General features: G+C 68.0%; 36 protein-coding genes. 35 read left to right on the forward strand and 1 reads right to left on the reverse strand.

Translation table 11 applies throughout. From position 1 onward, the window contains the following. Positions 1 to 108 precede the first annotated feature (108 nt). From SOM19_RS12670 to SOM19_RS12840, 35 genes are all read left to right on the forward strand, one after another. Positions 109 to 1,752: a hypothetical protein gene (locus tag SOM19_RS12670; RefSeq protein ID WP_320486966.1), complete on the forward strand. Its 1,644-nt coding sequence runs from the start codon at positions 109 to 111 to the stop codon at positions 1,750 to 1,752. A 485-nt stretch (positions 1,753 to 2,237) separates the two neighbouring features. Then, on the forward strand, positions 2,238 to 2,546 hold the full coding sequence (gene rpsJ / locus SOM19_RS12675) for a 30S ribosomal protein S10 (RefSeq protein WP_013584016.1): 309 nt from the start codon (positions 2,238 to 2,240) through the stop codon (positions 2,544 to 2,546). A gap of 8 nt (positions 2,547 to 2,554) precedes the next feature. Then, positions 2,555 to 3,214: a 50S ribosomal protein L3 gene (rplC, locus tag SOM19_RS12680; protein WP_320486967.1), complete on the forward strand. Its 660-nt coding sequence runs from the start codon at positions 2,555 to 2,557 to the stop codon at positions 3,212 to 3,214. A 4-nt stretch (positions 3,215 to 3,218) separates the two neighbouring features. Further along, positions 3,219 to 3,881 (forward strand): 50S ribosomal protein L4, encoded by a 663-nt coding sequence (rplD, locus tag SOM19_RS12685; RefSeq protein WP_320486968.1) that lies wholly within the window; start codon positions 3,219 to 3,221, stop codon positions 3,879 to 3,881. Then, the gene (rplW, locus tag SOM19_RS12690; RefSeq protein WP_127474107.1) at positions 3,878 to 4,177 is read left to right on the forward strand and encodes a 50S ribosomal protein L23; all 300 of its coding nucleotides are present in this window, start codon (positions 3,878 to 3,880) and stop codon (positions 4,175 to 4,177) included. Before rplD ends, rplW begins: the two co-directional genes overlap by 4 nt. Positions 4,178 to 4,201: 24 nt before the next feature. Further along, on the forward strand, positions 4,202 to 5,041 hold the full coding sequence (rplB, locus tag SOM19_RS12695; protein WP_320486969.1) for a 50S ribosomal protein L2: 840 nt from the start codon (positions 4,202 to 4,204) through the stop codon (positions 5,039 to 5,041). Between the two features lie 12 nt (positions 5,042 to 5,053). Further along, on the forward strand, positions 5,054 to 5,335 hold the full coding sequence (gene rpsS / locus SOM19_RS12700) for a 30S ribosomal protein S19 (RefSeq protein WP_127474109.1): 282 nt from the start codon (positions 5,054 to 5,056) through the stop codon (positions 5,333 to 5,335). Positions 5,336 to 5,360: 25 nt separating this feature from the next. After that, complete coding sequence (gene rplV / locus SOM19_RS12705; RefSeq protein ID WP_320486970.1) at positions 5,361 to 5,759, forward strand: 50S ribosomal protein L22; 399 nt, start codon at positions 5,361 to 5,363, stop codon at positions 5,757 to 5,759. Continuing rightward, on the forward strand, positions 5,759 to 6,520 hold the full coding sequence (gene rpsC, locus SOM19_RS12710) for a 30S ribosomal protein S3 (protein WP_320486971.1): 762 nt from the start codon (positions 5,759 to 5,761) through the stop codon (positions 6,518 to 6,520). Before rplV ends, rpsC begins: the two co-directional genes overlap by 1 nt. Further along, positions 6,520 to 6,939: a 50S ribosomal protein L16 gene (gene rplP, locus SOM19_RS12715; RefSeq protein WP_320486972.1), complete on the forward strand. Its 420-nt coding sequence runs from the start codon at positions 6,520 to 6,522 to the stop codon at positions 6,937 to 6,939. Before rpsC ends, rplP begins: the two co-directional genes overlap by 1 nt. Then, positions 6,939 to 7,253, forward strand: a complete 315-nt coding sequence (gene rpmC / locus SOM19_RS12720; RefSeq protein ID WP_127474112.1) for a 50S ribosomal protein L29 — start codon at positions 6,939 to 6,941, stop codon at positions 7,251 to 7,253. The genes rplP and rpmC overlap by 1 nt, the downstream gene beginning before the upstream one ends. Continuing rightward, on the forward strand, positions 7,253 to 7,639 hold the full coding sequence (rpsQ, locus tag SOM19_RS12725; RefSeq protein ID WP_320486973.1) for a 30S ribosomal protein S17: 387 nt from the start codon (positions 7,253 to 7,255) through the stop codon (positions 7,637 to 7,639). Before rpmC ends, rpsQ begins: the two co-directional genes overlap by 1 nt. A gap of 34 nt (positions 7,640 to 7,673) precedes the next feature. Beyond that, on the forward strand, positions 7,674 to 8,042 hold the full coding sequence (rplN, locus tag SOM19_RS12730; protein WP_320486974.1) for a 50S ribosomal protein L14: 369 nt from the start codon (positions 7,674 to 7,676) through the stop codon (positions 8,040 to 8,042). A 4-nt stretch (positions 8,043 to 8,046) separates the two neighbouring features. Next, positions 8,047 to 8,406 carry a 50S ribosomal protein L24 gene (gene rplX, locus SOM19_RS12735; protein ID WP_320486975.1) on the forward strand — a complete coding sequence of 120 codons (360 nt, stop codon included), beginning with the start codon at positions 8,047 to 8,049 and terminating at the stop codon, positions 8,404 to 8,406. A 2-nt stretch (positions 8,407 to 8,408) separates the two neighbouring features. Beyond that, the gene (gene rplE, locus SOM19_RS12740; protein ID WP_320486976.1) at positions 8,409 to 8,999 is read left to right on the forward strand and encodes a 50S ribosomal protein L5; all 591 of its coding nucleotides are present in this window, start codon (positions 8,409 to 8,411) and stop codon (positions 8,997 to 8,999) included. A 100-nt stretch (positions 9,000 to 9,099) separates the two neighbouring features. Further along, complete coding sequence (gene rpsH, locus SOM19_RS12745; protein ID WP_320486977.1) at positions 9,100 to 9,498, forward strand: 30S ribosomal protein S8; 399 nt, start codon at positions 9,100 to 9,102, stop codon at positions 9,496 to 9,498. 6 nt (positions 9,499 to 9,504) lie between these two features. Beyond that, positions 9,505 to 10,041: a 50S ribosomal protein L6 gene (rplF, locus tag SOM19_RS12750; protein WP_320486978.1), complete on the forward strand. Its 537-nt coding sequence runs from the start codon at positions 9,505 to 9,507 to the stop codon at positions 10,039 to 10,041. Positions 10,042 to 10,043: 2 nt separating this feature from the next. Further along, positions 10,044 to 10,403 carry a 50S ribosomal protein L18 gene (gene rplR, locus SOM19_RS12755; protein ID WP_320486979.1) on the forward strand — a complete coding sequence of 120 codons (360 nt, stop codon included), beginning with the start codon at positions 10,044 to 10,046 and terminating at the stop codon, positions 10,401 to 10,403. 35 nt (positions 10,404 to 10,438) lie between these two features. Then, positions 10,439 to 11,092, forward strand: a complete 654-nt coding sequence (rpsE, locus tag SOM19_RS12760) for a 30S ribosomal protein S5 (RefSeq protein WP_320487733.1) — start codon at positions 10,439 to 10,441, stop codon at positions 11,090 to 11,092. Next, a complete protein-coding gene (gene rpmD, locus SOM19_RS12765) occupies positions 11,092 to 11,277 on the forward strand; it encodes a 50S ribosomal protein L30 (RefSeq protein WP_023954062.1) in 186 nt (61 codons plus the stop codon). Before rpsE ends, rpmD begins: the two co-directional genes overlap by 1 nt. Beyond that, positions 11,277 to 11,984, forward strand: a complete 708-nt coding sequence (gene rplO / locus SOM19_RS12770) for a 50S ribosomal protein L15 (protein WP_320486980.1) — start codon at positions 11,277 to 11,279, stop codon at positions 11,982 to 11,984. Before rpmD ends, rplO begins: the two co-directional genes overlap by 1 nt. A 100-nt stretch (positions 11,985 to 12,084) precedes the next feature. Then, positions 12,085 to 13,410 (forward strand): preprotein translocase subunit SecY, encoded by a 1,326-nt coding sequence (gene secY, locus SOM19_RS12775; RefSeq protein WP_320486981.1) that lies wholly within the window; start codon positions 12,085 to 12,087, stop codon positions 13,408 to 13,410. Continuing rightward, positions 13,407 to 14,030 (forward strand): adenylate kinase, encoded by a 624-nt coding sequence (locus tag SOM19_RS12780; protein WP_320486982.1) that lies wholly within the window; start codon positions 13,407 to 13,409, stop codon positions 14,028 to 14,030. Before secY ends, SOM19_RS12780 begins: the two co-directional genes overlap by 4 nt. Before the next feature lie 4 nt (positions 14,031 to 14,034). Then, entirely contained in the window at positions 14,035 to 14,886 is an 852-nt protein-coding gene (gene map / locus SOM19_RS12785; protein WP_320486983.1) for a type I methionyl aminopeptidase, read from the forward strand. An 11-nt stretch (positions 14,887 to 14,897) separates the two neighbouring features. Continuing rightward, positions 14,898 to 15,587, forward strand: a complete 690-nt coding sequence (locus tag SOM19_RS12790) for a DsbA family protein (RefSeq protein WP_320486984.1) — start codon at positions 14,898 to 14,900, stop codon at positions 15,585 to 15,587. A 138-nt stretch (positions 15,588 to 15,725) separates the two neighbouring features. After that, on the forward strand, positions 15,726 to 15,947 hold the full coding sequence (infA, locus tag SOM19_RS12795; protein ID WP_017201569.1) for a translation initiation factor IF-1: 222 nt from the start codon (positions 15,726 to 15,728) through the stop codon (positions 15,945 to 15,947). 75 nt (positions 15,948 to 16,022) lie between these two features. After that, complete coding sequence (gene rpmJ, locus SOM19_RS12800) at positions 16,023 to 16,139, forward strand: 50S ribosomal protein L36 (protein ID WP_005050492.1); 117 nt, start codon at positions 16,023 to 16,025, stop codon at positions 16,137 to 16,139. Between the two features lie 150 nt (positions 16,140 to 16,289). Then, a complete protein-coding gene (rpsM, locus tag SOM19_RS12805) occupies positions 16,290 to 16,664 on the forward strand; it encodes a 30S ribosomal protein S13 (RefSeq protein ID WP_320486985.1) in 375 nt (124 codons plus the stop codon). A 31-nt stretch (positions 16,665 to 16,695) separates the two neighbouring features. Beyond that, positions 16,696 to 17,094 carry a 30S ribosomal protein S11 gene (gene rpsK, locus SOM19_RS12810; RefSeq protein ID WP_320486986.1) on the forward strand — a complete coding sequence of 133 codons (399 nt, stop codon included), beginning with the start codon at positions 16,696 to 16,698 and terminating at the stop codon, positions 17,092 to 17,094. Positions 17,095 to 17,267: 173 nt separating this feature from the next. Then, positions 17,268 to 18,257 carry a DNA-directed RNA polymerase subunit alpha gene (locus SOM19_RS12815; RefSeq protein ID WP_320486987.1) on the forward strand — a complete coding sequence of 330 codons (990 nt, stop codon included), beginning with the start codon at positions 17,268 to 17,270 and terminating at the stop codon, positions 18,255 to 18,257. A gap of 38 nt (positions 18,258 to 18,295) precedes the next feature. After that, positions 18,296 to 18,859: a 50S ribosomal protein L17 gene (rplQ, locus tag SOM19_RS12820; RefSeq protein WP_320486988.1), complete on the forward strand. Its 564-nt coding sequence runs from the start codon at positions 18,296 to 18,298 to the stop codon at positions 18,857 to 18,859. A gap of 351 nt (positions 18,860 to 19,210) precedes the next feature. After that, positions 19,211 to 21,388 carry an adenylate/guanylate cyclase domain-containing protein gene (locus SOM19_RS12825; protein ID WP_320486989.1) on the forward strand — a complete coding sequence of 726 codons (2,178 nt, stop codon included), beginning with the start codon at positions 19,211 to 19,213 and terminating at the stop codon, positions 21,386 to 21,388. 8 nt (positions 21,389 to 21,396) lie between these two features. Next, positions 21,397 to 22,830: a mechanosensitive ion channel domain-containing protein gene (locus SOM19_RS12830; protein ID WP_320486990.1), complete on the forward strand. Its 1,434-nt coding sequence runs from the start codon at positions 21,397 to 21,399 to the stop codon at positions 22,828 to 22,830. A gap of 23 nt (positions 22,831 to 22,853) precedes the next feature. Next, a complete protein-coding gene (locus tag SOM19_RS12835) occupies positions 22,854 to 23,735 on the forward strand; it encodes a tRNA pseudouridine synthase A (protein ID WP_320486991.1) in 882 nt (293 codons plus the stop codon). Between the two features lie 78 nt (positions 23,736 to 23,813). Beyond that, positions 23,814 to 24,527 (forward strand): endonuclease/exonuclease/phosphatase family protein, encoded by a 714-nt coding sequence (locus SOM19_RS12840; RefSeq protein WP_320486992.1) that lies wholly within the window; start codon positions 23,814 to 23,816, stop codon positions 24,525 to 24,527. Between the two features lie 24 nt (positions 24,528 to 24,551). Here the strand turns inward: SOM19_RS12840 and SOM19_RS12845 are convergent, their stop codons facing one another. Beyond that, entirely contained in the window at positions 24,552 to 25,397 is an 846-nt protein-coding gene (locus SOM19_RS12845; protein ID WP_320486993.1) for a hypothetical protein, read from the reverse strand. Positions 25,398 to 25,434 lie beyond the last annotated feature (37 nt).

Raw genomic sequence — 25,434 nt, forward strand, 5'->3', positions numbered from 1 at the left:
GTGCCGCTGGGAGTACGGCGTGCGCGAGCGCGCCGCTGGGTCGGTGCGCTCGCGCGCCGAAAAACTGGGGAAGGAATCGCTGTGCCTTACGCGCGCACGAAAAAGACAATGTTCAAGGCCATCGCTGGGGCGGCACTCGCTGCGTCGCTGGTCGTCGCTCCGCTGGTCGCCACCGGCGCCTCTGCCGCAACGCTGATCGGCGCGGTCGGCGTGCTCGAGCCCGCGACGTCCACCGAGAACTCGGTCGAGTACTGGGAGACCCGCTTCGCGGAGCACCAGGCCGACTGCTACAAGGTCGAAGGCGCCAACAGCTCGAGCCATGGCACCGTCACCGACGGCGGCAAGACGATCACGCTCAAGCCGTACCAGGACTCCTGGCCCGGTGATCACTGGGAGGCCCTCATCATCAAGGCGGGCAACACCAACAATGTGATCCAGCACCCGACGGCCGGCGTCGCCTACGCATCGCCCGAGAACGGCGGCGGCCAGCAGGCGACGGTCTCGCACTGGATCGTCTGCAAGGGCACCACGCCCGCGACCCCGACGGTCGTCACTCCCACGCTCACGTTCAGCGTCCCCTCCTGCCTCGCAGCCGGTGAGCTCATCAAGGGCCTCGGCGTCGAGTGGACCTCCGTCCTGAACGCCAACGGCTCCACCACGTGGACCGCCAAGCCGCTCGCCGGCACCGTCTTCGCCGAGGGTGTCCAGACGCAGTGGACCGTTCCGAGCCTGGAGCGACTGACCACGGCCGTCGAGGCCTGCCGCCCCGATCAGCCCCCGGCTGACGAGACCAGCGTCCTGTCGTTCAAGAACGACTGTGCGACCACCATCGTGATCACCACGACCACCACGACGACGATCCCCTACGTGTGGGACGGCAAGTCCTGGGTCGCCGGTGAGTCCTTCGACACCGTCACCACAGCGGAGCGCCCGATGACGGCGGCCGAGAAGCGGGACTGCCCGCTTCCCGACACCAAGGTCGAGTACGACAGCTGGGTCGACGGCGAGTGGAAGTGCGGCGACACGCAGGTCACCCAGACCCGTGAGGTCACCACGACCGTCTACGAGTACGACGAGCAGGCCACCCCGACGGTGAAGTCGTCGGTCGCGATCGAGACGCAGACGCGTGACCTGACTCAGGCCGAGATCGCGGAGTGCCCGATGCTGCCCGGCAGCATCCTGTCCTCCTGTGTCGGCGACGTGCCCTACCTCGCCTACGGCGTGACCCTGCCCGAGGGCTACATCGCGGACAACGCGACCCCCGTCACGATCACGTTCGTGAACCCCGACGGTGAAGACTTCGTCATCGCGAACCAGCCCCTCTCGGGCAGCATCCTCTGGCCGGGCGCCTCGGCGGTCGAGCCGAAGATGTGGCCCGGCTGGGCACTCGTCGACGGCGAGTACGTACCCACCGACGGCAACTTCGCGTGGACCCGTGCGGGCGTCACGGTCCGCTTCGACGTGAACCCGTCGTACGAGACGGTCATCGAGTACCCGCAGGCGACCGCGCTGTGCGCCAGCCCGCTGCTCGCGGACCCCGAGGACCCGACCGACCCGACCGACCCGACCGACCCCAGCGACCCGACGGACCCGGTCACCGGCGTCCCCGCGGGCGAGGAGTCCGGCGCGCTTGCCGTCACCGGCTCCTCGGTGCCGGTCTGGGCGATCGGCGGCGGTGCGGCAGCCCTGCTCGCCGGCATCGCACTGACGGTCTTCGGCGTCACTCGTCGCCGTGGAGTGCACACCTCTTAATAGGGGCCAGCTCGCAGAAGGGGCGGCCGCGCTCGAGCGCGGTCGCCCCTTCGCGGTGCCGGGGCATCCGCTCCCCTGGGAAGCCGCCGAGGATCGTCGCCTCGCGACACGCCCGAGTTTGCGACACGCCCGGGCGACACGTAGACTAGTGAGGTTCCACATTCCGGGGCCGCCTTCGCGTGGGCACCGGATCACTGCCAGGGCAGTGCATAGGCGGCGCCACAGTGCGCAGGGTCCTAGGCCGCAGGCAGCAGAACCACCACATCTCAAACCCCCTCCATATCGAGAGTTCTGCTCTCGTGCGCGGGCGGCGGCGGATGCCGGGAGCGGCGCTTCGGCGCGGCATCCGGATTGACATCAGAACAGCGGTGCAGCAACGCACTGCGCACGCAGTGCAGAAGTGCCCTGGCGCGAGAGCGCCATCGTGCGTCCAATGCCCTCGGAGAATTCGAGCCGGTAAGACGCGTAAAGAGAGAGAGCAGACAATGGCGGGACAGAAGATCCGCATTCGCCTGAAGTCGTACGACCACGCCGGGCTCGACTCGTCGGCGCGCAAGATCGTCGACACCGTGACCCGTGCCGGCGCGACCGTGGTGGGCCCCGTGCCCCTTCCGACCGAGAAGAACGTCGTGTGCGTCATCCGGTCGCCCCACAAGTACAAGGACAGCCGCGAGCACTTCGAGATGCGCACCCACAAGCGCCTGATCGACATCATCGACCCGACGCCCAAGGCCGTCGACTCGCTGATGCGTCTCGACCTGCCGGCCGATGTCAACATCGAGATCAAGCTCTGAGGTTCGACATGGCTGACATCAACAACAAGATTTCGAAGGGACTGCTGGGCACCAAGCTCGGCATGACCCAGGTATGGGATGAGAACGGCAAGCTCGTTCCCGTCACCGTGATCGAGGTGGCCCCCAACGTGGTCACCCAGGTCCGCACTCCCGAGAAGGACGGCTACAAGGCCGTCCAGATCGCCTACGGCCAGATCGACCCGCGCAAGGTCAACCAGCCCCTCACGGCCCACTTCGAGGCCGCCGGCGTGACCCCCCGTCGCCACCTCACCGAGATCCGCACCGCGGATGCCGCCGAGTACTCGCTCGGTCAGGAGCTCACGGTGGACGGCGTCTTCGAGGCCGGCCAGCTGATCGACGTCGTCGGCACCAGCAAGGGCAAGGGAACCGCCGGTGTCATGAAGCGTCACAACTTCAAGGGCATGGGCGCCTCGCACGGTGCGCACCGCAACCACCGCAAGCCCGGTTCGATCGGCGCGTCATCGACCCCGAGCCGCGTCTTCAAGGGCATGCGCATGGCCGGCCGTATGGGTGGCGAGCGCGTGACCGTCCTGAACCTCAAGGTGCACGCCATCGACGCCGAGAAGGGTCTGCTGCTCGTCAAGGGCGCCGTCCCCGGTGCACGTGGCCGCATCGTCTACGTCCGCAACGCAGTGAAGGGGGCCTGACCACATGGCTGACTCGACTCTCGCGCTCGACGTCCTCAAGGCAGACGGCAAGAAGGCCGGCTCGGTCGAGCTGCCCGCCGCCCTGTTCGACGTCAAGACGAACATCCCGCTGATCCACCAGGTCGTCGTCGCGCAGCGCGCGGCGGCTCGCCAGGGCACCCACTCGACCAAGCGTCGCGGTGAGGTCTCGGGCGCCGGCCGCAAGCCCTTCAAGCAGAAGGGCACGGGTAACGCCCGTCAGGGCTCCATCCGCGCGCCGCACATGACCGGTGGTGGCATCGTCCACGGCCCCAAGCCGCGCGACTACTCGCAGCGCACCCCCAAGAAGATGATCGCCGCAGCGCTCCTCGGTGCGCTCAGCGATCGCGCCCGGGGCGACCGCCTGCACATCGTCGACTCGTTCGGCATCGAGGGTGCGCCTTCGACGAAGGCCGCTGCCGCGGTTCTCGCCGCGCTCGCCCCGACCAAGAACGTCATGGTCGTCATCACGCGTGACGACGAGCTCAGCATCCTGAGCGTGCGCAACCTCGCGTACGTCCACGTGCTGTACGTCGACCAGCTGAACGCCTACGACGTGATCGTCTCCGACGACATCGTCTTCACCAAGGCCGCCTACGACGCGTTCGTCGCGTCGAAGAGCGGCGCCACCGAGGAGGTCTCGGCATGACCGCCGTCAACAAGGACCCGCGCGACATCATCCTGAAGCCGGTCGTCTCCGAGAAGAGCTACGGGCTCATCGACGAGGGCAAGTACACGTTCCTCGTGGACCCCCGTGCGTCGAAGACCGAGATCAAGCTCGCCATCGAGAAGATCTTCGGCGTCAAGGTGGCCGCGGTCAACACGCTCAACCGCGTCGGCAAAGCCCGCCGCACCCGCTTCGGCACGGGCAAGCGCAAGGACACCAAGCGCGCGATCGTGACCCTGAAGTCGGGCACCATCGACATCTTCACGGCAGTCGGCTGACGGTCGGGATAGAGGACTAGAGATATGGCTATTCGCAAGTACAAGCCCACGACCCCGGGTCGCCGCGGCTCGTCGGTGGCCGACTTCGCCGAGATCACCCGATCGACGCCGGAGAAGTCGCTCCTCCGCCCGCTGTCCAAGACCGGTGGTCGCAACAACCAGGGTCGCATCACCACCCGCCACATCGGCGGTGGCCACAAGCGCCAGTACCGCGTCATCGACTTCCGTCGCAACGACAAGGACGGCATCGACGCCAAGGTCGCTCACATCGAGTACGACCCCAACCGCACCGCGCGCATCGCGCTGCTGCACTACGCGGACGGCGAGAAGCGCTACATCATCGCGCCGAACAAGCTGTCGCAGGGCGATGTCGTCGAGTCGGGTCCCGGCGCCGACATCAAGCCCGGCAACAACCTGCCGCTGCGCAACATCCCCACCGGTACCGTGATCCACGCGATCGAGCTCCGTCCCGGTGGCGGCGCGAAGATGGCGCGTTCGGCCGGTGTGTCGGTTCGCCTCGTGGCGAAGGACGGCCCGTACGCCCAGCTGCGTCTGCCCTCGGGCGAGATCCGCAACGTCGATGCGCGCTGCCGCGCGACCATCGGCGAAGTGGGCAACGCCGAGCAGTCCAACATCAACTGGGGCAAGGCCGGCCGCAACCGCTGGAAGGGCATCCGCCCGACCGTCCGTGGTGTCGCCATGAACCCCGTCGACCACCCGCACGGTGGTGGCGAGGGCAAGACCTCCGGTGGTCGTCACCCTGTTTCGCCGTGGGGCCAGGCCGAAGGCCGCACCCGTCACGCGAACAAGGAAAGCGACAAGTACATCGTTCGCCGTCGCAACGCCGGCAAGAAGCGCAAGTAGGAGTAGAGGAAGATGCCACGCAGTCTCAAGAAGGGCCCCTTCGTCGACGAGCACTTGCTCCGCAAGGTCGTCGTCCAGAACGAAGCCGGCTCCAAGAACGTCATCAAGACCTGGTCGCGCCGTTCCATGATCGTTCCGGTCATGCTCGGTCACACCATCGCCGTCCACGACGGTCGCAAGCACATCCCCGTGTTCGTGACCGAGAGCATGGTCGGCCACAAACTGGGCGAATTCGCGCCCACCCGCACCTTCCGCGGCCACGTGAAGGACGACAAGAAGGGCCGTCGCCGCTAACGCGGGGACGATAGAGGAGAGAGAAATGGTGGAGTCCATCGCACGCGTGCGACACATCCGCGTGACCCCTCAGAAGGCTCGTCGTGTCGTCGCCCTGGTCAAGGGCAAGCAGGCCGAGGAGGCCCTGGCCATCCTCAAGTTCGCGCCGCAGGGTGCGAGCGAGCCGATCTACAAGCTCGTCGCCTCGGCGATCGCGAACGCTCGCGTGAAGGCCGACAAGGACGGCGAGTTCCTGGACGAGAAGGACCTGTACGTGGCCAACGCGTACGTCGACGAGGGCACGACGCTCAAGCGTTTCCGCCCCCGCGCTCAGGGTCGCGCGTTCCAGATCAAGAAGCGCACGAGCCACATCACGGTCGTGCTCTCGACTCCCGAGGTCGCTGAGGCGGCCCCGGCTGCCAAGACGAAGAAGGCGAGCAAGTAATGGGCCAGAAGGTCAACCCGTACGGCTTCCGCCTCGGCATCACCACGGACCACGTGTCGCGTTGGTTCTCGGACTCGACGAAGCCCGGACAGCGCTACGCCGATTACGTGGCCGAGGACATCAAGATCCGTCGCCTGCTGACGACGTCGCTCGACCGTGCCGGCGTCAGCAACATCGAGATCGAGCGCACGCGTGACCGCGTCCGCGTCGACATCCACACCGCCCGCCCGGGCATCGTGATCGGCCGCCGCGGCGCCGAGGCCGAGCGCATCCGCGCCGACCTCGAGAAGCTCACCGGCAAGCAGATCCAGCTGAACATCCTCGAGGTCAAGAACCCCGAGGCCGATGCTCAGCTCGTCGCGCAGGGTATCGCCGAGCAGCTCAGCGCTCGTGTGGCTTTCCGCCGCGCGATGCGCAAGGGTCTGCAGGGCGCCCAGCGTGCCGGCGCCAAGGGCGTCCGCATCCAGGTCTCCGGCCGCCTCGGCGGCGCCGAGATGAGCCGGTCGGAGTTCTACCGCGAGGGTCGTGTGCCGCTGCACACGCTGCGCGCGAACATCGACTACGGGTTCTACGAGGCCAAGACCACCTTCGGCCGCATCGGCGTGAAGGTCTGGATCTACAAGGGCGACCTCACCAACAAGGAGCTGGCGCGCGAGCAGGCCAACGCACCGAAGGCACCCCGCGGTCGTGACGACCGTGGTGGCGACCGTCGACGTGGCCCCCGCAACGACGCCCCCGTCGCAGAAGGAGCGTCTGCCTGATGCTTATTCCCCGCAAGGTCAAGTACCGCAAGCAGCACCACCCGGGTCGCTCGGGCCAGGCCACCGGTGGCACCAAGGTGTCGTTCGGTGAGTTCGGCATCCAGGCCATCACGCCCGCTTACGTGACGAACCGTCAGATCGAGTCCGCTCGTATCGCGATGACCCGTCACATCAAGCGTGGCGGCAAGGTGTGGATCAACATCTACCCCGACCGTCCGCTCACGAAGAAGCCGGCCGAAACCCGCATGGGTTCCGGTAAGGGTTCGCCGGAGTGGTGGGTCGCGAACGTCAAGCCGGGTCGCGTCCTCTTCGAGGTCGCCGGCGTCGAGGAGAGCCTCGCTCGCGAGGCACTGACCCGTGCCATTCACAAGCTGCCTCTCAAGGCACGCATCATCAAGCGCGAGGAGGGCGACGCGTAATGGCGATCGGCACCAAGACGCTCGCTCCCAGCGAGCTCGATACGTTCGAAGACCAGCGCCTCGTCGAGGAGCTGCGCAAGGCCAAGGAAGAGCTGTTCAACCTGCGCTTCCAGTCGGCCACCGGCCAGCTCGAGAGCCACGGCCGCATCCGTGCGGTCAAGCGCGACATCGCGCGGCTCTACACCGTGATCCGTGAGCGCGAGCTCGGCATCCGTGCCACTCCCGCGCCGCTGGAGACCACGACGAAGGCGAAGAAGACGAAGGCCAAGAAGGCGGATGCCGCTGACGAGGCCGTGAAGGAAGAGGCCGAGTGATGGCTGAGACCACCGAGAAGAAGGCTCCGGCGAAGAAGGCCGCAGCCCCCAAGGCTGAGGCCGTGGTCGCCGAGACCGCCGACGTCCAGGCTGCCGGCCACGAGTCGTCCGCGCACGACGTCCGTGACGCCGACGCCCGTGGCTACCGCAAGTCGCGTCGCGGCTACGTCGTGAGCGACAAGATGGACAAGACGATCGTCGTGGAGGTCGAGGACCGCGTCAAGCACCCGCTCTACGGCAAGGTCATCCGTCGCACGTCGAAGGTCAAGGCGCACGATGAAGGCAACACCGCCGGCATCGGCGACCTCGTCCTCATCAACGAGACCCGTCCGCTGAGCGCCACCAAGCGCTGGCGTCTGGTCGAGATCCTCGAGAAGGCCAAGTAAGCCCCCGGGCTGCTTGGAACCCCAGGAGTAACTAATGATTCAGCAGGAATCCCGCATCAAGGTGGCCGACAACACCGGCGCCAAGGAGCTGCTCACGATCCGCGTGCTCGGTGGCTCGCACCGCCGGTACGCCGGTCTCGGTGACATCATCGTCGCGACCGTGAAGGACGCAATTCCCGGCGGAAACGTCAAGAAGGGCGACGTGGTCAAGGCCGTCGTCGTCCGCACCGTCAAGTCGACCCGTCGTCCCGACGGTTCCTACATCAAGTTCGACGAGAACGCCGCCGTCATCCTGAAGAGCGACGGGGAGCCCCGCGGCACCCGCATCTTCGGACCGGTCGGTCGTGAGCTTCGTGACAAGAAGTTCATGAAGATCGTCTCGCTCGCACCGGAGGTGATCTGACCCCATGGCCAAGATCAAAAAGGGTGACCTCGTTCAGGTCATCTCGGGCGCCAAGCCCGAGCGCGGCGGAGACCGCGGCAAGCAGGGCAAGGTCCTCGAGATCCTTGTCGAGCAGAACCGCGTGATCGTCGAAGGCGTGAACTACGTCACGAAGCACACCCGCGTGGGCCAGACCCAGCGCGGCACCAAGACGGGCGGCATCGAGACCTTCGAAGCCCCCATCCACATCTCCAACGTGGCGCTCGTCGACCCCTCGACCAAGAAGCCGACCAAGGTCGGCCACCGGGTCGAGGAGCAGACGAAGGACGGCGTCAAGCGCACCGTCCGTGTTCGCTTCGCCAAGAAGTCAGGCAAGGACCTCTGAATATGAGCACCGCCACTGCCGCGGTGGCTGGCAAGATCCAGCCCCGCCTGAAGCAGAAGTACAACTCCGAGATCAAGAAGGCCCTGCAGGAGGAGTTCGGCTACGCGAACGTCATGCAGATCCCCGGTCTCGTCAAGGTCGTCGTGAACACCGGCGTCGGCGAGGCAGCTCGCGACAGCAAGGTGATCGATGGTGCGGTCGACGACCTCACCAAGATCACCGGTCAGAAGCCGATCGTCACGAAGGCCCGTAAGTCCATCGCGCAGTTCAAGCTGCGTGAGGGCCAGGCCATCGGCGCGCACGTCACCCTCCGGGGCGACCGCGCGTGGGAGTTCGTGGACCGCCTCGTCAACCTGGCGCTGCCCCGCATCCGCGACTTCCGCGGCCTGTCGGGCGCCCAGTTCGACGGGAACGGCAACTACACGTTCGGTCTCCAGGAGCAGTCCGTGTTCCACGAGATCAACCAGGACAAGATCGATCGCGTCCGCGGGTTCGACATCACCGTGGTGACGTCGGCGAAGACGGATGCCGAAGGCCGTGCGCTGCTGCGCCACCTCGGCTTCCCCTTCCGCAACGAGGACGCTCAGTCCTGAGCCGATGAAGTCCCCGGGAGCCGCTGGCTCCCGGGGCACTCATAGAAGGTCGTCTGTCGTGTAACGGCAGCCGAAACCTCATGAACAAAGGAATCAACAAATGACAATGACAGACCCGGTCGCAGACATGCTGACCCGTCTGCGCAACGCGAATTCGGCGCACCACGACAGCGTGTCGCTGCCGAACTCGAAGCTCAAGACGCACATCGCCGCCATCCTCAAGCAGGAGGGCTACATCGCATCGTGGGAGGTCAGCGACGCTCGCGTCGGCCAGACCCTCACGCTGACGCTCAAGTACGGCCCGAACCGCGAGCGGTCGATCGCCGGCATCAAGCGCGTCTCCAAGCCCGGTCTTCGCGTCTACGCGAAGTCGACCGAGATCCCCACCGTTCTCGGTGGCCTCGGCGTCGCCATCCTTTCCACCTCCTCCGGTCTTCTCACCGACCGTCAGGCCGAGCAGAAGGGCGTGGGTGGGGAAGTCCTCGCCTACGTGTGGTGATCTGACATGTCGCGTATCGGACGTCTCCCGATCGACATCCCCTCCGGCGTCACCATCACGGTCGACGGCCAGGATGTCGCGGTCAAGGGCCCCAAGGGTGAGCTCGCGCTCACCGTTTCGCGCCCCATCGAGGTCAAGATCGAAGAGGGCCAGGTCGTCGTGACCCGTCCCGATGACGAGCGCGCTTCGCGTTCGCTCCACGGTCTGACCCGCACCCTCATCAACAACAACATCATCGGCGTTACTCAGGGCTACACCAAGGGCCTCGAGGTCGTCGGCACGGGCTACCGCGTCGCGCAGAAGGGCAGCTCCATCGAGTTCGCCCTCGGCTTCTCGCACCCCGTGCTCGTCGAGCCGCCCTCCGGCATCTCGTTCACGGTCGAAGGCAACAACAAGGTCACCGTGAGCGGCATCGACAAGCAGGCCGTCGGTGAGGCGGCTGCCAACATCCGCAAGATTCGCAAGCCCGAGCCCTACAAGGGCAAGGGTGTGCGGTACGCCGGCGAGGTCGTTCGTCGCAAGGCCGGAAAGAGTGGTAAGTAACCATGGCTGTCAAGACAAAGACCCAGGCGCGTTCGCGTCGTCACGCCCGCCTTCGCAAGAAGGTCGTCGGCACCGAGCTGCGTCCGCGCCTCGTCGTCACCCGCTCGGCCCGCCACGTCTTCGTGCAGGTCGTGGATGACAGCAAGGGCCACACCGTGGCCTCGGCATCGACCCTCGAGACCGATCTCCGCACGTTCGACGGTGACAAGACCGCCAAGGCCCGCAAGGTCGGCGAACTGGTCGCCGAGCGCGCGAAGGCCGCCGGCGTCGAGGACGTCGTGTTCGACCGTGGTGGCAACCGCTACGCGGGCCGTGTCGCGGCGATCGCCGACGGCGCACGCGAAGGAGGTCTGAACCTGTGAGCGAATCAGTGAACAACAACAACGTGGAGACCGAAGTGACCGAGCCGGCTGCTGCCGCTGCGACCACCGAGGCGCCCGCCGAGCGTGAGCGCGAGCCGCGTCGCGGCGGTCGCGAGCGCAACGCCAACCAGCGTGACCGCGGGTCGCGCGATGCCGACAAGAGCCAGTTCCTGGAGCGCGTCGTCACCATCAACCGCGTCTCGAAGGTCGTCAAGGGCGGTCGTCGCTTCAGCTTCACCGCGCTCGTCGTCGTCGGCGACGGCAACGGTGTCGTGGGCGTCGGCTACGGAAAGGCCCGCGAGGTGCCCCTGGCGATCTCGAAGGGTGTCGAAGAGGCCAAGCGCAACTTCTTCCGCGTGCCCCGTGCCGGCTCGACAATCCCGCACCCGGTGCAGGGTGAGGCGGCCGCCGGTGTGGTGCTGCTTCGTCCGGCCGGTGCCGGTACCGGTGTCATCGCCGGTGGTCCGGTTCGCGCCGTGCTCGAGTGCGCAGGCATCCACGATGTCCTGTCGAAGTCGCTCGGCTCGTCGAACACGATCAACATCGTCCACGCGACGGTGGCTGCCCTGAAGCAGCTCGAGGAGCCCCGTGCGGTCGCCGCACGTCGTGGCCTCGAGTTCGATCAGGTCGCCCCCGCCCGTCTGGTCCGTGCCGAGGCTGAGGCCGCGGCTGCGAAGGCAGGTGTCTGATGGCTGCGCGCCTGAAGGTGACCCAGGTCAAGTCCAAGGTGAGCGAGAAGCAGAACCAGCGTGACACGCTGCGTTCGCTCGGTCTGAAGCGGATCGGCGACTCGGTCGTCCGTCCCGACGACGCGCAGACGCGCGGCTACGTCAAGACCGTCGCGCACCTCGTGAAGGTTGAGGAGATCGACTAATGGCTGACAAGGCCGAGAAGAACGACGCCGTCGAGGCGGAGGCCAAGGCCCCCGCCAAGAAGGCTCCCGCGAAGAAGGCTGCCGCCGCCAAGCCGGCCGCCGAGAAGAAGGCCGCCGCGAAGCCGGCCGCCGAGAAGAAGGCGCCCGCGAAGGCCGCCGCTGCCAAGGCCGACAAGGCCGAGGTCGCGGACAAGGCCGAGAAGGCTCCTGCCGCCAAGAAGGCTCCGGCCAAGAAGGCAGCCCCGAAGGCGGATGCCCCGGCATCGCGCCCCGGTGTCCTCAAGGTGCACCACCTGCGTCCGGTCCCGGGCTCCAACACCGCCAAGACCCGCGTGGGTCGCGGTGAGGGCTCGAAGGGCAAGACGGCCGGCCGTGGCACCAAGGGCCAGAAGGCCCGTTACCAGGTCAAGGCCGGCTTCGAGGGTGGGCAGATGCCGCTGCACATGCGCACCCCGAAGCTGCGCGGGTTCAAGAACCCGTTCCGCGTCGAGTACCAGGTCGTGAACCTGGACAAGCTCGCCGAGCTGTACCCGACCGGAGGCGACGTCACCATCGTCGACCTGGTCGCCAAGGGTGCGGTTCGCAAGAACGAGAAGGTCAAGGTGCTCGGCACCGGAGACATCTCGGTGAAGCTCACTGTGGCGGTCGACAAGGTCTCGGGTTCCGCCGAGCAGAAGATCGTCGCCGCGGGCGGCACCGTCAAGTAATACCGCACAGTGGGGGCCGGAGCTTGCTCCGGCCCCCACTGGGTTACCCTGGACGTCGGCACGTCGCCGTGCGGCCGGCATCCCCTCTGGAGGCATCCTCTTGTTCAGCGCCATCGCGCGGGTCTTCCGCACTCCCGACCTTCGGCGGAAGATCGCATTCACCCTGGCGATCATCGCCCTCTATCGCCTCGGCGCGCACATCCCGGCGCCGTTCGTCGACTTCCCCAACGTGCAGTCCTGCCTTCAGCAGTCGGCCGGCACGCAGGGACTGCTCTCGCTCGTCAACCTGTTCTCGGGTGGCGCGCTGCTGCAGCTGTCGATCTTCGCGCTCGGCGTCATGCCGTACATCACCGCGACGATCATCGTGCAGCTGCTGCGCGTGGTCATCCCGCACTTCGAGACCCTCTACAAGGAGGGCCAGTCGGGCCAGGCGCGTCTGACGCAGTACACCCGCTACCTCACGATCGCGCTTGCACTGCTGCAGTCGACGACTCTCGTGACGGTCGCCCGGAGCGGTCAGCTCTTCGGCGCCACGGGCATCCCCGAGTGCGAGCAGCTCCTCACCAACGACGTGTGGTGGGCTCAGCTCCTCATGATCATCACGATGACCGCCGGCACCGGCCTCATCATGTGGTTCGCCGAGCTCGTCACCGAGCGCGGCATCGGCAACGGCATGTCGCTGCTGATCTTCACGTCGATCGCCGCGGCCTTCCCCGCGTCCATGTGGGCGATCGCGCAGTCGCGCGGCTTCGAGGTCTTCCTCCTCGTGCTGGCGGTGGGCATCGTCGTCGTGGCGCTGGTCGTCTACGTCGAGCAGTCGCAGCGGCGCATCCCGGTGCAGTACGCCAAGCGCATGGTCGGCCGCCGCACCTACGGCGGAACGAACACGTACATCCCCATCAAGGTCAACATGGCCGGCGTCGTGCCCGTCATCTTCGCCTCGTCGCTGCTGTACATCCCCGCCCTCATCGCGCAGTTCAACATGCAGCCGAACGCAGAGAACGAGATCCCGGGCTGGGTCGCGTGGATCCAGCAGTACTTCACCAACGGCGACCACCCGTTCTACATGCTGGTGTACTTCCTCCTCATCGTCGGCTTCACCTACTTCTACGTCGCGATCACGTTCAACCCGGTCGAGGTCGCCGACAACATGAAGAAGTACGGCGGGTTCATCCCCGGCATCCGTGCGGGTCGCCCGACGGCCGAGTACCTCGACTACGTGCTCACGCGCATCACGCTGCCCGGCTCGCTCTACCTCGGCTTCATCGCCCTGCTGCCGCTCATCGCGCTGGCCGCGGTCGGCGCCAACCAGAACTTCCCGTTCGGTGGCGCGTCGATCCTGATCATCGTCGGTGTCGGTCTCGAGACGGTCAAGCAGATCGACGCCCAACTGCAGCAGCGCCACTACGAGGGGCTCCTGCGATGACGGCGGTGCAAGGCCAGCCGGGCGCGGCGACGCGACTGCTCATCATCGGGCCTCAGGGCTCCGGCAAGGGCACCCAGGGGGTGCGGATCGCCGAGGCCTTCGGCATCCCGGCCATCTCCACCGGCGACGTGTTCCGGGCCGCGGTCGCGGCCGGCAGCGAGCTGGGCGAGCAGGTCAAGGCGATCATCGCCGCCGGCGACCTGGTGTCCGACGAGCTGACGAGCGCGGTCGTCCGCGATCGCCTGACGCACGCCGACGCGCAGGGGGGCTTCCTCCTCGACGGGTACCCCCGCAACATGAGCCAGGTCGTGCATCTCGACGAGTTCCTCGAGGGCCGCGACGAGTCGCTCGACGCGGTGATCGAGCTCAGCGTCCCCCGCGACGAGAGCATCGCCCGCCTGTCGCTGCGCGCGCAGGAGCAGGGTCGCACCGACGACACCGAAGAGGTCATCGCGAACCGGCTGGCGATCTACGAGCGCGAGACGGCGCCGATCCTCGGCGTCTACCGCACGCGCGGCATCGTCGACGAGATCGACGGCATCGGCACGCTCGACGAGATCACCGACCGCATCGTGGCGGCGCTCGAAGCGCGCGGGCTCATCCGGCCCGCCGCCGCCTGAGCCCGTGTCGCTGCGCCGCTCGATCTACAAGTCGCCCGCCCAGCTGCGGGCGATGGTCGAGCCCGGCCTCATCACCGCTGCCTCGCTCGACGCCGTCCGCACGCTGATCGCGCCCGGTGTCACCACGGGCGAGCTGGATGCCGCGGCATCCGCCCTCATCACCTCCCGCGGCGCGAAGTCGAACTTCCAGATGGTGCGCGGCTATCGCCACACGATCTGCACGTCGGTGAACGAGCAGGTCGTCCATGGCATCCCGGGCGATCGCGTGCTCGCTCCGGGGGACATCATCTCGGTGGACTCGGGCGCGGAGTACAACGGGTGGAACGGCGATTCCGCGTTCTCCGTCGTGCTCGCGGACCCGTCGCGCCCCGAGGTCGTCGCCGAACGGCAGCGCCTGTCCGATGTCACGCAGGGCTCGCTGTGGGCGGGGATCGCCGCGCTGGCGAAGGCCACCCATCTCGGCGAGGTCGGTGAGACCGTGCAGGGCTACATCGAGGCGAATTCGCCGGAGTCCTCGGGCACTGCGGGCTACGGCATCCTGCGCGAGTACGTGGGCCACGGCATCGGGCGCAAGATGCACGAGGCGCCGTCGGTCTTCAACTACCGCGTGTCCGACCGCGGCCCGGAGGTGCGCCCCGGGCTGGTCCTGGCGATCGAGCCCATGGTCGTCATCGGCGACCAGGAGACCTTCGTCGAAGACGACGGCTGGACCGTGTCCACCGTCGACGGCACCGCCGGCTCACATTGGGAACATAGCGTCGCCGTGCATGATGGCGGCATCTGGGTGCTCACCGCACCCGACGGCGGCGCCGCGGGGCTCGCGCCCTTCGGAGTGACGCCGGCAGCGATCGCGTAGGAGAAGACGGCATGGCTGAGGGTTCGCGCAGGGTCAACTGGTTCCCGATCTGGGTGAGCGTGGGCGTGGTCGTCGCGCTCGTGCTCGTCGCATGGCTCGTGGTGTCGCTCAACAACAACGCCGCGACTCCCGAGCCGGGCCAGACGCCATCGGCCTCGAACATCGAGACCGAGACCGGCGCGATCCTCGTCGGCGACGGCGAGAACCGGCTCGACACCTACATCGACTTCATGTGCCCGATCTGCAATCAGTTCGAGCAGGTGTTCGGCGCGGAGATCGATGGCCTGGTCGACGACGGCGCGATCACCCACGGCATCCACCCCATCGCGATCCTCGACGACCAGTCGCAGGGCACGGAGTTCTCGACGCGAGCGGCGAACGCGATGTACTGCGTGGCGGTGGCGGATGCCGAGGCATCCGTCCCCTTCATGAACGCGATGTTCCAGAACCAGCCGGCCGAGGGCACGTCGGGTCTCACCGACGACCAGATCCTCGACATCGCCGACGCGGTGGGTGTCACCGACGTCGACGCGTGCGTGACCGACGGGGTCTACGCGGACTACGTCGCCGCGATGACCGAGGAGACTCCCGTGCAGCCGGGCGCCGGCGGCATCGGCACCCCGACCATCGCCGTGAACGGCGAGGTCATCGCGAACTCCACGCTCCCCGAGCCGGGACAGCTCGCCACGCTCTTCGAGTAGCAGGTCGAGGTCGGTTTGCCGAGGCATCCGATATCACGTATGCTTGATCTTTGGTGCGTTGCGCCTTTATCGGCGTGTCCGAGCACCACAATCCCATCCACCGCAGACCGACTGGTCCGCAAAAGTGATAGCGAGCGTATGGCGAAGAAAGACGGTGTCATCGAGATCGAGGGCGTGATCTCCGAGGCGCTGCCCAACGCGATGTTCCGCGTTGAGCTGAGCAACGGACACAAGGTGCTCGCCACGATCTCAGGCAAGATGCGGCAGAACTACATCCGCATCATCCCCGAGGACCGCGTGGTCGTCGAGCTGAGCCCCTACGACCTCACCCGTGGGCGCATCGTCTACCGCTACCGCTAGACCGGTCGAGAAGTAACACCCGGACGGGTGCCCGAAGAGGTGCCCTCCGTCGTGAAGACAGCGAAACAGGAAATCATGAAGGTCAATCCCTCCGTCAAGCCCATCTGCGACCACTGCAAGGTCATCCGCCGCCACGGTCGCGTCATGGTCATCTGCAAGTCGAACCCGCGTCACAAGCAGCGCCAGGGCTGAATGAGCTTCCGGATGCCGGTCCGCCGGCATCCGAGCCCCACAACTGAACACATCACAGCAGGATCAGAACCCGTTCGCGGGGGACACCTCGGGCGGGGGCCCGGGCACCGATCCTGTTCCACACCTCCACCAACTCCTTAGGAGAACCGCATGGCACGTCTTGCCGGCGTTGACATCCCGCGCGACAAGCGCGTGGTGATCGCCCTGACCTACATCTACGGTGTCGGCCGCACCCGCTCGAACGAGATCCTCGCAGCGACGGAGATCGACGAGAACATCCGCGTGAAGGACCTCAGCGACGACCAGCTGATCGCCCTCCGCGACCACATCGAGGCCAACTTCAAGGTGGAGGGTGACCTCCGCCGCGAGGTGGCCGCCGACATCCGCCGCAAGGTCGAGATCGGCTCCTACGAGGGCATCCGCCACCGTCGTGGCCTCCCCGTGCGCGGACAGCGCACGAAGACCAACGCGCGTACCCGCAAGGGTCCCAAGCGCACCGTCGCCGGCAAGAAGAAGGCGCGCTAGGCCTCCGCCGGCGCTCAGGTTTAGGAGAATCATGGCTACCCCCAAGAGTGCTGCGCGCAAGCCGCGTCGCAAGGAGAAGAAGAACATCGCGCTGGGCCACGCCCACATCAAGTCGACGTTCAACAACACCATCGTCTCGATCACCGACCCCTCGGGTGCGGTCATCAGCTGGGCATCGTCGGGCGGCGTGGGCTTCAAAGGCTCGCGCAAGTCGACGCCCTACGCCGCAGGCATGGCCGCCGAGTCGGCCGCCCGCCAGGCGCAGGAGCACGGCGTCAAGAAGGTCGACGTCTTCGTGAAGGGCCCGGGCTCGGGCCGCGAGACCGCGATCCGCTCGCTGCAGGCCGCCGGCCTCGAGGTCGGATCGATCCAGGACGTGACGCCGCAGGCCCACAACGGCTGCCGTCCGCCCAAGCGTCGCCGCGTCTGACGTTTCCACGCGCCGATGCGCGGCCTGCTCCAACCGTCCGGTTGTCGAGTAGGCCGCGCAGCGGCCGTCCATAGACACGGGATGCCTCGCCGCGAGGCATCCTCCGAGAAAAACTCAACACCTCATTCACCGCACGTGTCATATAGCGGGCACGTGATCGAAAGGAACACATAGTGCTCATCGCACAGCGTCCCACTCTGACCGAGGAGAAGGTCGGGGAGTTCCGCAGCCGCTTCGTCATCGAGCCGCTGGAGCCCGGCTTCGGCTACACGATCGGCAACGCGCTGCGTCGCAGCCTCCTCTCGTCCATCCCGGGCGCGGCCGTCACGTCGATCCGCATCGACGGCGTCCTCCACGAGTTCAGCACCATTCCGGGTGTCAAGGAGGATGTCACCGAGATCATCCTCAACATCAAGCAGCTGGTCGTCTCCAGCGAGCGCGATGAGCCCATCACGGCGTACCTGCGCAAGACCGGTTCGGGCGAGGTCACCGCCGCCGACATCTCGGCTCCGGCCGGTGTCGAGGTGCACAACCCCGAGCTCGTCATCGCGACGCTGAACGACACGGCGAAGTTCGAGCTCGAGCTCACCATCGAGCGAGGCCGCGGCTACGTCTCGGCGACCCAGAACCGCAACGAGTACGCCGAGGCCGGTCAGATCCCGATCGACTCGATCTACTCGCCCGTGCTCAAGGTCAGCTACCGCGTCGAGGCCACCCGCGCCGGTGAGCGCACCGACTTCGACAAGCTCGTGCTGGACGTCGAGTCCAAGTCGTCGATCGCCCCCCGCGACGCCGTCGCCTCGGCCGGTCGCACCCTGACGGAGCTCTTCGGCCTGGCCCGCGAGCTCAACGTCGAGGCCGAGGGCATCGAGATCGGCCCCGCGCCGGTCGAGACCGTCCTCTCCAACGAGCTGTCGATGCCGATCGAAGACCTCGATCTGTCCGTGCGCTCGTACAACTGCCTCAAGCGCGAGGGCATCAACACCGTCAGCGAGCTCGTCGCCCTCTCGGAGACGCAGCTCATGAACATCCGCAACTTCGGTCAGAAGTCGGTCGACGAGGTGCGCGACAAGCTCGTCTCCCTCGGCCTGTCGCTGAAGGACTCGGTCCCCGGGTTCGACGGCGCGCACTTCTACGGCGGATACGACGACGAAGCCGTCTGATCCCCCCTCGATCGACTTTCACACTGGAGTAATCAAGAATGCCTAAGCCCACCAAGGGTCCCCGCCTCGGAGGCGGCCCCGCACACGAGCGCCTGATGCTTGCCAACCTGGCAGCGGCCCTCTACACGCACAAGTCGATCAAGACGACCGAGACCAAGGCCAAGCGCCTTCGTCCGCTCGCCGAGCGGCTCATCACGTTCGCCAAGCGCGGCGACCTGCACGCCCGTCGCCGGGTGCTGTCGGTCATCGGTGACAAGGAAGTCGTGCACGTCCTTTTCACCGAGATCGCGCCGCTCGTCGCCGAGCGTGAGGGCGGCTACACCCGCATCACGAAGGTCGGCAACCGCAAGGGCGACAATGCCCCCATGGCCGTCATCGAGCTCGTCCTCGAGCCCGTGACCCCGAAGCCGAAGTCGGCGAAGAAGTCCGCCGCGGCCAAGGCCGCTCCGGCTGCCGACGAGGCGCCGGCCGAGACCGAGGCCGACGAGACCCCGGCCGAGGACGCGACCGACGCCGGCGCCGAGTCGCCCGAAGAGGGCGCCGCCGCCGAGGCTGCAGCCGAGGAGGCCGTCGAGGCCCCCGCCGAGGAGAAGTCCGAGTAATCGGAACGCCGGGCGCCACGCCCGGCAGGTCGCGGCTCCGGTCGCCGACCACCCTTGCACCGCGAGACCCGCGTGCCCGTCAGGGCCCGCGGGTCTCGCTGCGTCCGGGCGGGGTCCGCTGAACGCTGCCTCCGCAGACGCCCCCCGGACGAGATTCAGGAAGACTGCGCAGTCCCGGGTCCCTGGGCAGGGGCACTGCGGCGTGTCTCCTGAATCTCGGACGGACGACTGCGCCGCGAGGCAACCCCGCCTCTACCGGCCGGGCGAGGCCGGGCGCTAGGGTGGGCGCTATCCCGGGGCACCGGGAACTGGGGTTACTTCCTGCGCGATGGCGGCGCAGAGAGGGACGACGTGTCCGATCAGGCGACGCCGACGGCGGCACCCACGCAGTGGGTGGGTACACCGCGCCCTCGGCAGCGCCCCGGGCTCTCGATCTACTCGATCCTGCTGATCATGCTGCTGTCGGTCAGCGTCCTCTCCAGCATCGTCGTCGGCGTCATCGGCTACCTCAACGGCACCGAGGCCCTCCGGACCATCGCCTACGACCGACTGGTCGAGATCCGCGAGAACCGCAGCCGCGAGGTCGCGCAGCTCTTCGGCTCGATCGAGAACGCGGTGCGGCTCAGCGCCATGAACGAGACGAGCACCCAGGCGGCGCGGGCGTTCTCGGCGGGGTTCGACGAGCTCGAGCGGCAGGAGCCGGATGCCGCGGCATCCGCTCAGGTCGACGCCTACTACCGGGACGCCTTCGCGGCCGATCTCTCCGAGGCGACGGGCGAAGACGTCGACGGCGCGGCGTTCGCTCCCGACGGCGGTGCGGCGGGCTACCTCCAGTACCACTACGTCATTCCGTACGAGAACTGGGAAGAGGCCATCGTCTCCGACGACGCCGGGGACGGCAGCGCGTGGTCGGCGGCCCACGCGCGCTTCCACCCCTACTACCGGACGATGACGGAGCTGCAGGGCTTCGAGGACGTCCTCATGCTCGACACCGACGGCAACGTGGTCTACAGCGCGTTCAAGGGCGTCGACCTCGGCACGAATCTGTTCGACGGCCCCTATCGCCTGTCCAACCTCGCCGCCGCGTACCGCGAGGCCATGGACCGCAACATCGTGGACGACGTGGTCATCGCCGACTTCGCGCCCTACAGCCCCAGCCTCGGGAACCCGGCCGGGTGGGCCGTGACGCCCATCGCGGATGACGGCGAGGTGGTGGGGGCCCTCGCGATCGAGCTGCCCATCGATCGCATCGACGAGGTGATGACGGTCGGCGGCGAATGGGCCATGAACGGCCTCGGCCGGACGGGCGAGACCTACCTCGTCGGCCGCGACCAGCTGATGCGGTCGATCTCGCGCCAGCTGCAGGACGACCCCGCCGCGTACGAGGGAGCCGCCGTCGCCGCAGGACTCGCGCCCGAGGCGGCGGCGCTGAGTGTGCAGAACGGCAGCACGCTGATGCAGCAGACGATCTCGGGCGGGGCCGTCGCCCTCGCCCTCTCCGGCGAGGCCGGCACCCTGCTCGAGCGGGACTACCTCGGACGCGACAGTCTCGTCGCCTATGCGCCGCTCAACGTGGACGGGCTGAACTGGGTCATCGTGGCGCAGGAGACCTCGGCCGAGGCTCTCGTGCCGGTCGAGGACTTCACGCGCAACCTCATCCTCTCCACCGCCGGGATGATCATCTTCGTGTGCCTGCTCTCGCTCGTCCTCGCGCAGGTGTTCGTCCGGCCGCTGCGGCGGCTGAAGGCGGCAGCGCAGCGCATCGCGGCCGGCGATGAGGGCGTGCAGGTAGAGGCGGGGTCGAGCGACGAGCTGGCCGACGTCGCGAACGCGTTCAACGACATGAGCCGCAGCCTCCAGATCAAGTCGCACCTCATCGAGGAGCAGGAGAAGGCCAACGAGCAGCTGATCCTCTCGTTCATGCCCGAGGGGATGGCGAACCGCTACAAGCACGGCGACGATGCCATCACCCAGGACAGCGACGACGTCACCGTCGTGTTCGCCGACATCGTGGGCTTCGAGGAGCTGGCGCTGGCGATGTCGTCGGATGAGGCGATCGCTCGGCTCAACGACCTCATCCGCACGTTCGACGAAGCCGCCGAGCGCCACGGCGTCGAGCGCGTCCGCACCACGCGGCAGAGCTATCTGGCCAGCTGCGGCCTGGCGACGCCGCGGGTCGACAACGCCCGTCGGGCGGTGGAGTTCGCACTCGAGCTCGACGCGATCCTCGAGCGCTACTCCTCCCAGCAGGGCGTCAAGCTCGGCCTTCGCGCGGGCCTGGACTCGGGCAAGGTCACGAGCGGGCTCATCGGCCGGGCGCGCGTCGTCTACGACATGTGGGGCGATGCCGTGAACCTCGCCTTCCGGGTGCAGGGCGACTCCGACGAACCGGGCATCTACGTCACGCAGCGGGTGGCGGACCGCCTTCCGGACTCGATCCCGGTGATGCCGGCCGGAGACGTCGACACGCAGAGCGGCGTCCAGCGCGTGTGGAAGGTCGAGGCCCCCGCGATCATCGTGGAGGGGTGAGGCATCCGATGGCCGACATCGTCTCGCAGCCGTGGTTCTGGCCCGCCGTCATCGTCTCGGTGGGGCTGCCGCTGGCGCTCATCGGCCTGACCGAGTTCCACAACGCGCTCGCGCGCCGGGGGAGCAGGGCCGCGCCGATCGTGCTGATGGTGCGCAACTACCTGGTGCCGGTGGCGGGCATCCTGGTGCTCATCAGCCAGCCCGGGGCCTGGGAGGGCGAGGGCACCTGGCCCCGCGTCATCTGGACGATCTTCGGGCTCCTCGTGATCGTCGTCACGATCAACGCCGTCAACCACCTCGTCTTCCACCGCGCGGAGAAGGGCTCGTGGCGCGACCGCTTCCCCACGATCTTCAGCGATCTCATCCGGTTCGTGTTCATCATCCTCGGCATCGCCGCGGTCTTCTGGTGGGTGTGGGACGCGGACGTGGCGGGCGTGTTCGCCGCGCTCGGCATCACCTCGATCGTGGTCGGCCTGGCGCTGCAGAACGCCGTGGGCTCGATCGTGTCGGGGCTCTTCCTGGTGTTCGAGGCGCCGTTCGAGCTCGGCGACTGGATCGAGACGGGCGGGATGCGCGGGCAGATCGTCGAGGTCAACTGGCGTGCCGTGCACCTCGACTCCGGCAACGGCATCGTCGTGATGCCCACGGCGGAACTGGCCGGCGGGTCGTTCGTCAACCTCTCGCGCAGCCCCGACCCCTACGCGGCGGTGCTCGAGCTGTCGTTCGGCAGCGACGATCCTCCCGGGCGCGTGCGCGAGCTGCTGGTGGCGACGGCGCGTGACATCCCCCTCGTCGCGCCGGACCGCGAGCCCAGCGCCGCCACCCTCCCGGGAGGCATGTACGCCGTCGCGATCCCGCTCCGCAACCCCGGCGATCATGCCGTGGTGCTCGACACCTTCGCCACCCGCGTCTGGTACGCCGCGCGGCGGGCGGAGCTGCACCTCGACGGGGACATGACCGACGACTGGCGCACCCCCGCCCGGCTCCAGGATGCGCTGCGGCAGATCTCGCCCACGCTGAGCCTGAAGCCGGGCGAAGCCGACGGACTCGCCGCGCACGCGCGGCTGGAGCGGTACTGCGCCGGGGAGTCGATCCTCAAGCCCGGGATGGTGCCGACCGAGACGCGGTTCATCCTCGCCGGTCACGTCATGCTGGGCATCCCCACCGACGACGAGGGGTTCGTGCAGGTCACGAAGCTCGGACCCGACGACGCCGTCGGGCTCACCGCGCTGTCGCGGTCGCAGACCATCTCGCGGTCGGTCGCGCTGGGCGAGGTCGATGTCGTCGTGCTGCCGGTGGCGGTGCTCGACGAGATCGTGCGCATGCACCCCGTGGTCGCGCGCGAGATCGTGCGCGAGAGCGAGAACCGCAGCCGCCTCGCGCGCATGGCGCTGCAGGCGGCGGGCGAGTACCTGCCCCACGGGCGGAGCGTTCTCGGCTGAGGCCGCGGGCATAGGCTGGGGCCGTGCGCATCCGGCTCGACATCGCCTACGACGGCACGCACTTCCGCGGCTGGGCGCGTCAGCCAGGGCTCCGCACGGTGCAGGAGACCGTCGAGGGCGCCCTCGGACGCGTGCTCGGCGGCGAGCCGCGGCTGGTGGTGGCCGGCCGCACCGACGCCGGAGTGCACGCCACGGGCCAGGTCGCGCACATCGACCTCGACGACGCGCAGCGCGAGCGCCTGCTGGGCCGCCGCCCTCGTGCCGGCGCTCCGGACGCCGATCCGGTGTCGGTGCTCGCCGCCCGCCTGACCGGCACGCTCGGGGCATACTCCGACGTCGTCGTGACCCGCTCCGCCGTCGCTCCCGAGGGGTTCGATGCCCGCTTCTCGGCGGTGTGGCGGCGGTACGAGTACCGCGTGGCCGACGCCGTCTCGGGGTACGACCCGCTCGAGCGCCATCGCACCACCACGGTCCGCGGGGCGCTGGACGAGGGGACGATGGATGCCGCAGCCCGCGCCCTCATCGGGCTTCACGACTTCGCCGCCTACTGCAAGCCGCGCGAGGGGTCCACGACGATCCGCACTCTCCTTGAATTCGACTGGCACCGCGATCATGGCGGCGTGCTCATCGCCAACGTCAAGGCGGATGCCTTCTGCCACAGCATGGTGCGGGCCCTCGTCGGCGGCTGTGTCGCGGCCGGCGACGGTCGCCTCGACGTCGAGGACGTGGTCGAGATCCGCGACTCGCGCGAGCGCGTTCCCGAGATCAAGGTGCTCGCCGCGCGAGGGCTGACGCTGCAGGAGGTGGGCTATCCCGCCGACGGCCTGCTGGCCCTCCGGGCGGAGCAGACCCGGGCCCGCCGCGTGCCGGATCCGCGGCATCCGGAGTCCCCCGACGAAGAATGAGGAGGTTGCTGTGAGTGAGCGCAGGATCCATCCGACGGACACCACCGGGCAACCGGCCGGCTCTAGGCTGGGGCCCTCATGAAGGTGATCTCCTACAACCTGCGCAAGCACCGCGCCGCCGTCGAGCTCGCGCACCTCGTCGAGACCCACAGCGCCGACGTGCTGTGCCTGCAGGAGGCCGACACCTCCGACATCCCCGAGACGATCTCCGGCCTGCGGCTGGCCGACGCCACGCAGCGCAACCGCCTCGGGCTCGCGGTGTACTACCGCGAGAACACGTATCGCGCCCTCGACATCCGGGCGCTGGCGCTGAAGAAGTCCCTGCACGACCGCGTGCTCAAGCCCGCCGAGGAGCGACTGCTCGGGGTGCGGCTGCACGACATCGACGAGGGGCGCGACCTCATCGTGGCGTCGTTCCACGCCGCGCCGCTGACGGCGCTCAACTCGCTGCGACGCCACCAGATCCGCACCGCCCTGACCGAGCTCGAGACCCTGGGCGAAGGCGTGCCCGCGCTCATGGTCGGCGACTACAACTACCCCGTGTTCAAAGAGCACCTCGGGCAGAAGGTGCGCGAGCAGGGGTACGAGCTCAACCTCAGCGACTCGCGGACCTACACCCGCTACCGCTTCTTCCGCGGCCACTACGACTTCGCGACTTCGGTCGGGTTCGAGATCGACCGGGTGCGCACCCTTCCGCAGGGGCTCAGCGACCACCTGCCCATCCTCGTGACGGCAAGGCTCTCACCGGCGACGAGCCGCAGCGCTCGGGCGTCGCACGCCGAGGCGTCCTGACGCGAACCCCCGCGCCCGGCGGCGTCAGGCGCGCAGTGTCGGGTCGGGGGCGTTCCACTTCTCGACGCACTGCACGACCCAGAACGCGAAGAACAGCGTGAGCGCCGCGGCCTCGGCCACCAGCACGACGGGGAACTCGCGGTCGGACGCCCCGGGCAGCAGCACCACGTAAACGACCAGCACGAGCGCGAGTCCGACCGCGATCACGACGTAGAGCACGCGGAAGGTCGTCGTGGGCGGGGCTCCGCGCCGAGGGAACGCATTGAGCACCGACACGGCCGCGAACAGGCCGAAGAAGGCGATGGTCGCGACGAAGTGCCCCTGCTGCAGGAAGGCCTCGCGGGCGAACAGCCACGTCGCGCCGACGGCGACCAGCACCACGGACGTGAGGAGGAGCGAGAAGCCCACCGCGGAGATCGAGATCTGCCGGAGTGCGGCCAGCAGCAGCGCGATCAGCACGGTGACCACGCCCACGACGAGGTAGGTGATGACGCCGTTGGCGGCATCCGCTTCGAATTCCGGCGGGAAGCAGCGCGTGGCGCACGGCACCGCCACGCCGGGCACGCTGCCGGGTGCGAGGGTCGTCGGCACGAACGCGATGAGCGGCGCGAAGAGGGCGGCCGCGTCGAGCAGCGCCCGTTCCACCCCGCTGCCGGAGAGGGCCACCAGCGCGAGCGCGACCGCGACGAGAGCGCCGACCAGGCCGTTGCGCGCGGAGGTGTAGAAGTAGTCGCTGATCGTGGTGAGCCAGCCGACGGATGCTGCCGCCACGGCGGCGGAGACGAAGATCACCACGACCGTGCCGGCGATGCCGATGCGGAGATACCGATAGGTGCGCTGGAGCGATGTGGTGTATTCCGCGGTCGCCATGCAGCCACGATAGCGACGCCGCGCGACAGCGGCGGCG

It is taken from the genome of Microbacterium sp. CFBP9034 (assembly GCF_034045255.1).
GTDB lineage: Bacteria > Actinomycetota > Actinomycetes > Actinomycetales > Microbacteriaceae > Microbacterium.